Origin of the sequence: Elstera litoralis (assembly GCF_000963705.1) — a bacterium.
Lineage (GTDB): Bacteria > Pseudomonadota > Alphaproteobacteria > Elsterales > Elsteraceae > Elstera > Elstera litoralis.
The window spans coordinates 1-686 of sequence record NZ_LAJY01000688.1 but is presented as its reverse complement, the minus strand read 5'-3'; the positions used below and the strand labels follow the sequence as shown (position 1 = coordinate 686).

Sequence of the window (686 nt, the reverse complement as noted above, 5' to 3'; positions counted from 1 at the left end):
TTCATGCCCTGGAATGGTTACAACTTCGAAGATTCGATCCTGATCTCCGAGCGCATCGTGTCGGAAGACGTGTTTACGTCGATCCACATCGAAGAGTTCGAAGTGATGGCGCGCGATACCAAGCTCGGCCAGGAAGATATCACCCGTGATATCCCCAACGTCGGTGAAGAAGCGCTGAAGAACCTCGACGAAGCTGGGATCGTCTACATCGGGGCCGAAGTGAAAGCGGGCGATATTCTGGTGGGGAAGGTGACGCCGAAGGGCGAATCGCCGATGACGCCGGAAGAAAAGCTGCTGCGCGCCATCTTCGGGGAAAAAGCCTCCGACGTGCGCGACACCTCCTTGCGCGTACCGCCTGGGGTTACGGGCACCATCGTTGAAGTGCGCGTCTTCTCCCGTCGCGGCGTCGATAAGGACGAGCGCGCGATTGCCATCGAACGCTTGGAAATCGAACGCCTCGCTAAGGATCGCGACGACGAACGCGTCATTCTGGAGCGCAGCTTCAATGGCCGTTTGAAGGAACTTCTGCTGGGGCAAACCATCGCCTCGGGTCCGCGCGGCGTTAAAGCCGGGGCGATTGTCGATACCGAAACGCTGGCGGGCCTTACGCCGGGTCAATGGCGTCAAATCGCCGTGTCCGATGATAAGGTGCTGGACGATCTCGAAGCCTTGAAGAAGCAGATGGA

General features: G+C 58.6%; 1 pseudogene. It reads left to right on the top strand.

From position 1 onward, the window contains the following. A pseudogene (locus tag VZ95_RS19000) lies at window positions 1-686 on the top strand (DNA-directed RNA polymerase subunit beta); the annotation flags it as partial.